The sequence below is a fragment of the Frankia gtarii genome, from assembly GCF_025403375.1.
Taxonomy (GTDB): Bacteria; Actinomycetota; Actinomycetes; order Frankiales; family Frankiaceae; genus Frankia; species Frankia gtarii.
In genome coordinates this window covers 1-7,451 of record NZ_JAMPTM010000311.1, presented here as the reverse complement: position 1 = coordinate 7,451, position 7,451 = coordinate 1, and the positions used below count along the sequence as shown (strand labels likewise).

Genomic DNA, 7,451 nt, shown 5'->3' with positions numbered 1-7,451 from the left:
CGGCCTGGGGTGGTGTCCCACCGACGGGCGGGCGTGCGGACAGCATCGCGGCGGGCTCCGGCGCGGCATACGGGTCCTGGTCGGGCGGCGGCGCCGACGGAGGTGTGACCCCCCGCGTCCTGCCCGTCTCCCGCTTGCGGCGCAAGATTCCCTCCGAACTGAGCTGGTCGACACCGCGGATCTCATGCGCACGATTACCACGGTTTCGGCGTGGATACCCCAGCCTTCAGACTGGAGCGGAAACGCGGCTCCGCGTCGTTCACCAGTGGATCTTGATTCCTCAGAATAACCGCATTGTCAGTTTCTGGCCGTGTCCGACGGCCGACCGGTCGGCGACTCCAGAAACGTATTGTGCGCATGCTCGGTTGGGTGAAACCTGGCGGTGTAGAAGCAGTTGCGCTGTCAGCCGTGGGCTGGGTGAGGTAGCGCGGAACCGGTAGGTGGCCGAGCCCCGTGGCGTTGTCCGCGGATACCGCTGTCACGCCGGGTTGAACGCAGCCGGGAACATCGCCGCGATACGCGCGGTGGCGGCGAGGGGAGGCGCGGTGCCGGTGGAGCCTACGAACCGCCAACCTCAACACCGGCCGTCCTCCCCTTCGGTGGGTCCGTAGGAGTTGTCATCCCCCCGCTCTCAGCCCGGGGGATGAGGTCACAATCCCGGTCCGTCGCCTGGCCGGCGCGGTCGTGGTCGGCTGCACCTGTCCGGGCTCCGTGCCAGTCTGCCGCCGGGCGCGTGAGCGTGCACGCTGCGCAGTGGATATCGGACCCTATGCCGCCGTTCGTCGTTCCGGCGGGGTCCGGGCGTCAACGCGGTTACGGGCGGCTGGCGCCGTCAGCTTCGGTGGCAGGAGTGCTCGGCGGTGATGTTGTCGCCGCCGGCAGGGTCACCGCTACCGGCTGAGGTGCTGTCGCTGCCGGCTGCTCCGCCGTCGCTGCCGGCGGGGGTGCCGTCGATGGCTGGGCTGCCGGCGGGGAAGGCGGCTGTGCTCGTACGGGGCGGTCGGGCCGGGGCTGCTCATTCACCACGGTGTGCCGGTGCAGCCGGACCGCGCGGTTACGGGCGGCCTCCCGCAGCCCCTGAGTCCGGGCACCGGCGTCGCCCGGGGCGGGGTCGGCGGCCGATGGTAGGGCGGCATCCGCGCCGGGTTGGCTTCCGCGTCCGGCGACGGTCGGTGCGTCGGAGCTACCACGCGTTTCGGTGGCCACGCCCGCGCCTGCCAGGACGACTCCGCGGGCGGACCGGGACGGCCGGGCGTCGCGCTCGCCGATGACGAGCACCCACAGGCAGCCGGCCAGGGTCGCCACCGCGAGTGCACAGACCGCGACGGCGATGCCGACCAGCGTCCCCTCCGACCAGGGCGACCAGGCCGCCATGTCGTCCCAGGCGTCGCCGAGGTCGCCGCCCTTCGGCTGCCAGAAGTGCGGGAACACCATGCTGATCGACCAGACCTGCAGGGTGACCGCGCCCGCGAGGAACAACAGCGGCATGATCCGGGACAGATAGCGGCCGGTGGCCGCCGCCCCCAGTCCGACCCCGATCGCGAGCGACACCAACCCGGCGTACAGGTACCGGCCGGAGATGCCGCTGACATGGAACTGCTTGTCGAAGTTCTTGGCGGACTGCAGCGTCATCAGCCCGAACAGGCCCCACGTGACCCACAGCAGGAGCAGCAGGTCGACCCGGATGCGCCAGTTGCGGGCCCGGATCAGCGCGAGCGCGAAGAAGAAGATGACCAGGGCCGTGCCGGTGCGGACGGGGACGGTCGTGAGGTTGACCTCGAACCAGCCGAACGACCCCCACCAGCGCAGGATCGTCCCGTTGATCAGGATCTCCCGGTAGGCGCCCCAGTCGTCACCCAGGTACTGGCCCAGCGGGAAGCCGGGCGTTTCCGGCTGGAAGGCTCCCCAGCGCACGACGTTGACGATCCACCACCAGCCGCCCAGGGCGACCGTGATCGCCCCGCCCAGCAGAATCTGCCGCCAGGGCAACCGTTGCGCGGCGGCGGAGGGACCGGCGGGTCCCGTGTCGGCGAGCCGGAACGGTCGGTCGTCGACCCGCCCGTCGCCCCCACTCGCCGCACCGTCGCCGGCTCCGGCGTCGAGCGCGCGCGTGACGGCTGTGGTCGTCCGCAGCGCACGGGCGTCGCGGCGGGCCCGTGACCAGGCCAGGACGTAGGCCAGCACGGCCATCGGGACCAGCACGATCGCCAGCGATTTCGTCATCAGGGCGAGGCCGAGAAAGCCCCCCGTCCAAGCCGCCGTGCGCAGCGAGGTGTCCCCGCGCAGCACGTAGACGATCCCCACGGTCGCCAGCCCGGCGGTCAGGACCAGCAAATTGTCGTTGTTGACGCTGGAGCCGATGTGGGCCAGCTCGGGGATGGCCAGCGGGACCAGCGCCGCGCAGGTTCCCGCCACCCGACTGCCGTCGGACAGCCGGTGCGCCCCCGCCCAGGCCAGCAGCGGCAGCGGGGCCACCATCGCCACGCTGACCAGGCGCAGAATGCCGATGATCGTGTCCCAGCGCAGGTTGTCGCCGCCGTCCGGGATTGCCTTGAGAATCACCGCGTTGACCCAGTAGTACAGGGGCGGGTGCTGGACGATCTGCTGGATGCCGCCCCTGGGTGCGGGTGTCCGCTCCAGTTCCTCCCAGCTCGGGCGCTCGTCTCGGGGCGCCGCCTGCGCGGCGGTGAACGGGCCGGTGGACAGGTCACGCGGCCGCTTGCTGGAGCCGTAGGGCGCCGCGATGATCGCACCGACTCCGCCGCGAGTCACGACCACGTGCCCCGGATGAGGCCAGCCCTTGCCCTCCACCAGGCGCATTACGGCGTCGACGTGATTGGGCTCGTCGGGCGCGTGGTACTGCGGCATCATCACCGACCAGCCGGCCAGCACCGCCGTGAACAGCAGGGTGATCGCCCAGATGGTGGGGGGCGCGGTGCGCAGGATGCGCCACGGTCGAAAGCGGGTCCCGTCGGGGATCACCGCCGGGCCGGGCGTGGTGGTGGCGCGGGCCGCTGCGGTCGTACGAACCGCGAACCTCAACACGACCCCGCCCTCCCCTTCGGTGGGTGCGTAGGAGTTTGGAATCCTCCGCCGTCACTCCAAGCGGGGGAGGACGTCAACCAAAAGTGGCGCGGTCCCGGAGGTCCCGGATGGAGGTGCTGTCATGTTACGGACACCCCCGATCGGTTGACTGTCCGGGTATCCGTGCATCGGCCCTGGTCGCGGACGGTGGCGAGGTGCTTCCTGGTAGGCGGCAGGTCGCCGTCCGCAGTGTTCCCCGCACACTCACGTCGCAGTCCAACACTTCCGCGTCGGCCCGCGTCGGCCCTGCTCCCTCAGCCCAGAAGTCCGTGCCTCAGCGCCAGGAGTCCGTGCCTCAGCGCCAGGAGTCGATGTGGCCGACGACCTTCGCCGGCGATCCGGCGACGACGGCCTTCGGCGGAACGTCGCGGGTGACCACGGAACCCGCCGCCACCACGGCGCTTTCACCGACGGTCACGCCCTTGAGGACGATCGCGCCGGTGCCGATCCAGGCCCGGTCCTCCAGCACGATCGGTCCGCTCATCGGCTGCTCGACGCCGTCGACGATCATGGGATGGAAGTCGTTGTCGAGGAGCTGGGTGTCCCACGAGACATTGCAGTAGGCCCCGATGGAGACCCGTTCCCGGACGAGGATCTTGGCGAACCCGTTGATGTTCGCACCGGGGCCCAGTTCCAGCACGCCGGAGTCGACGACGACCCGCACGCCCCGCTGTAGCGAGACGACCCCCTCGCAGCGCAGCCGGCCCTCGGGGTGCACCCGGATGATCGAGGTGTCGCGCTTCGTCGTCAGCCCGAACCCGCCGATGCCGACCCGCAGCGCCGCCCCTTCGGCGAACTCGATGCGCTCCCGGCCCTCGATGACGGTCGGCGATCCGATCCAGATCGGCTGCTTGTAGGCGAGCGGGTACCGCAGGCCCGCGACGAACGAACGGGCCGAGGTCTCCCGGGCGGCCCGCAGGGCCCGCACGTGCCGCACGTATTCACGTAGATCACTTTTGAACGCAGCCACGGTCCAAACAGTAGGCGCCGGTGTGGGCCGGCGGATGGCCGGCACTGTCCCCGCCCGACTCCTTCGCCCGCAGGTCCGGCCCGGTCGCCGGCCTGGGTCGTCGGCCTGGGTCGTCGGCCTGGTCACTGGCCCGATCGCCGGCCCGGTCGTCGGGCGATGGGACGGGACGTGCCACTCTAGAACGGCGCGCCCGTATGGACGGACCGCGCTTCACCGCCATGGACCGGCGATCGGAGTGGGACGACGTCGGGCCGCGCCATGCACCGGCGCCGCCGCCCCGCAGCGGCGATCATCGCCGGGAACGACGACCGGGAGCCACACCGACGTGAGTGTCAGCGCCATCCACAAGCCCGACCATCCGCAGGGCAGCACCCCGCCGCAGCCCGCGGCCGGCGACGATCTCGTCGCGATCGGACCTGACGTCCCCTATGTCACCATCGTCCTGCCCTGCTACAACGAGCAGGATCACGTGGTGCTCGAACTCGAGCGCATCACGGCGGCGATGGACGCCAGCGGGTACGCCTACGAGATCCTCGCGATCGACGACAAGTCGACCGACGACACCCTCGCCGTCCTGCGCGACGCGGCTCCCCGCTTCCCCCGAATGCGGATCATGCCGTTCCGCCGTAACGGCGGTTCGGGCACGGCTCGGCGCATCGGCACCCAGGAGGCCCGGGGGAAGATCGTCGTCTGGACCGACGCCGACATGACCTACCCGAACGAGCGCATCCCGGAGTTCGTCCGCTACCTGGACGACAACCTCGATGTCGACCAGGTCGTCGGGGCCCGGCTCACCGAGGAGGGGACCCACAAGTGGGCTCGGGTGCCGGCGAAGTGGCTCATCCGGATGATCGCCCAGCGGCTGTCCGGGATGAAGATCCCGGACCTGAACTCGGGGCTGCGTGCCTTCCGCCGCGAGGTCTCCCTGCCCTACCTGCGGCTGCTCCCGCCCGGCTTCAGCTGCGTCACCACGATCACGATGTCGTTCCTGTCCAACCAGCACCCGGTCGACTACCTCCCGATCGACTACGCGAAGCGCGCCGGGACGTCGAAGTTCCACCCCTTCCGCGACGCGCGGCGTTACATCCTGCAGGTGCTGCGGATGGTCATGTACTTCGACCCGCTCAAGGTGCTGATGCCGATCGCTCTGTGGATCATGGCGCTGGGCTTCGTGAAGCTGATCGTGGACCTGGTCCGCTACGACTTCCATGTGGCGACGTCGACGCTGCTCGCGATCCTCGTCGGCTTCCAGATCGCCGTGCTCGCCCTGATCGGTGACCTGGTCGCCCGTTCCCGCAGTAACACCTGACCATGCGCGTCGCGGTCATCGGCCCGACCCATCCGTACAAGGGCGGGATCGCCCAGCACACGACCGAGCTCGCGCATCGGCTGGCCGCCGAGGGACACCAGGTCGCGATCGAGTCATGGTCCGATCAGTACCCGGCGCGGCTCTATCCGGGCGTGCAGCGCGTCGCCGAGCCGGAGATGGAGCCGTTCGGATCGACTCGTTACCCGCTGTCCTGGCGCCGGCCTGATGGCTGGGTTCGCCTCGGCCGGCGGCTGCGGCGCGAAGCCGACGCGGTGATTCTGGTCGTCGTCACACCGATCCAGGCGCCGGCCTACCTGGCCATCCTCACCGCCCTGCGCGGCAGGGTCGGGCGAGGGGGCGGTCCCGGTCCACGGGTGCTCGCGCTGTGTCACAACGTTCTGCCGCACGAGCGGCGTGCGGTGGACGAGCCGCTGGTCCGGGCGGTCCTGCGGCGGGTATCCGCGGTGCTCGTGCACACCCCGGCGCAGGCCGAACTAGCCGCCACGCTCACCCCGGTGCCGGTGGTGGTGGCCGAGATGGCCCCGCACCTGTGGTCCGCGCCGACCCGGCGTCGTCCGGATGCGATCGCCCCCGGCGGAGCGGCCGAGCCCACGGCGGGCGGCGGCCCGCGGCGTAGCCTGCTGTTCTTCGGGCTGGTCCGGCCCTACAAGGGGCTCGACGTGCTGCTGCGGGCGCTGGCCCGCGGCCCGGCGGACGTCCGGCTCACCGTCGCGGGGGAGTTCTGGGGCGACGCCGCGCAGACCACGCATCTCATCGCCGAACTCGGCCTGACCGGCCGGGTCGACGTGCGTGCCGGCTACGTCGACGCCGCCGAGGTACCCGGCCTGTTCGCGGCGGCGGATGCCCTGGTGCTGCCGTACCGGGCGGGAACGGCGTCGCAGAACGTCGATCTCGCCCACCTGCACGGCCGGCCGGTGATCGCAACGACGGTGGGTACTCTGGCTACTGCAGTTCGTGACGGCGTCGACGGGCTGCTGGTCCCGCCAGACGACGTCGACGCGCTCGCCGCGGCCCTGCGTCGCCTTTACGAACCGGGTGTGCTGGCCGATCTGCGAGCGAAGGTCTCCCCGCCCGACCCGCAGTCGGCGTGGGGGAACTACCTCGCCGTGACGCTCGGTGCCCTCGGTGGCGGATGAGGCGTCCGGGCCCGGGCCGGCTGTGGTCCGGCTGAACGTCCCCGATCGTCGCGTCGTGTCCGGTGGCGATCACACGAGGTATATCTGACGGGGTCCAGACGCGGACGGCGCCCGCACGGCAGGCAGACTGTCCGTCAACAACGGCAGGACAGAAACGGAAGGCGGACCGGTGAGCCCCGTACGTGACGACGCCCTCGCCTTCGTGGGTCACCAGGTCCACGTGATGCGCCGCCGTGAGGTCGGCACCCTGCTGGAGTGGGCGGGGGAGCTGTCCGGGCGCACGCTGCTCGACGTGGCCGGCGGCGACGGCTACTGGGCCGGGCAGGCCGCCCGCCGCGGTGCCCGCGCCGTCTGCCTCGACCTGGCGCGGCACAAGTTGGAGTTCGGCCGGCGCCTGCGCGGTCACCCGGGGCTCGTCGAGGGCGACGCGCTGGCGCTGCCCTTCGCGGCGACCACCTTCGACGTGGTCATGTCGGTGTGCGCGATCGAGCACTTCGACGACGGGCCGGCCGCGCTCGCCGAGATGGCCCGGGTGCTGCGCCCCGGCGGGGATCTGGTGATGTCCGCGGACGCGCTGACCCGGGCGACCACCTGGCCGGACCTGTTCCACCGCCACCGCGAGCGCTACCACGTCAAGCACACCTATCCGGGCGAGCACCTCGCGAAGCTGCTCGACGACGCGGGGCTGGACGTCGTCCGGCAGACGTACATGTTCCGCAGCGAACGCGCCGAGCGGCTGTACCTGACGTTGTCCGCGAAGGGCGGCCGGGCCGGTTGGAACGCGGCGGCAGTACTCTCCCCGGCCGTCGCGCTGGCCGACCGGCGAGCTCCCGACACGGCCGGCAGCGTGGTGCTCACCCACGCCCGCAAGCGGGGGAGCTGAGTCGATGGCCCGGCGCTCCCGGCCCGGCGAGGGGCCACGTCGCACCCC

General features: G+C 71.3%; 5 protein-coding genes. 3 read left to right on the top strand and 2 right to left on the bottom strand.

The annotated features are described in order from the left end of the window. Positions 1-813 precede the first annotated feature (813 nt). Positions 814-3,045 (bottom strand): DUF2142 domain-containing protein, encoded by a 2,232-nt coding sequence (locus NBZ83_RS27945; RefSeq protein ID WP_261576116.1) that lies wholly within the window; start codon positions 3,043-3,045, stop codon positions 814-816. 334 nt (positions 3,046-3,379) lie between these two features. After that, on the bottom strand, positions 3,380-4,012 hold the full coding sequence (locus NBZ83_RS27940) for an acyltransferase (protein ID WP_438803264.1): 633 nt from the start codon (positions 4,010-4,012) through the stop codon (positions 3,380-3,382). Between the two features lie 367 nt (positions 4,013-4,379). On the opposite strand from NBZ83_RS27940, the gene NBZ83_RS27935 reads away from it, so the two are divergent. The 3 genes from NBZ83_RS27935 (at position 4,380) to NBZ83_RS27925 (ending at position 7,403) form a co-directional block, all read left to right on the top strand. Next, a complete protein-coding gene (locus NBZ83_RS27935; RefSeq protein WP_261571015.1) occupies positions 4,380-5,363 on the top strand; it encodes a glycosyltransferase family 2 protein in 984 nt (327 codons plus the stop codon). Between the two features lie 2 nt (positions 5,364-5,365). Continuing rightward, positions 5,366-6,520, top strand: coding sequence for a glycosyltransferase (locus NBZ83_RS27930; RefSeq protein WP_261576115.1), 1,155 nt, complete (start codon positions 5,366-5,368; stop codon positions 6,518-6,520). 169 nt (positions 6,521-6,689) lie between these two features. Next, positions 6,690-7,403, top strand: a complete 714-nt coding sequence (locus tag NBZ83_RS27925) for a class I SAM-dependent methyltransferase (RefSeq protein WP_261571013.1) — start codon at positions 6,690-6,692, stop codon at positions 7,401-7,403. The last annotated feature ends 48 nt before the right edge of the window (positions 7,404-7,451 follow it).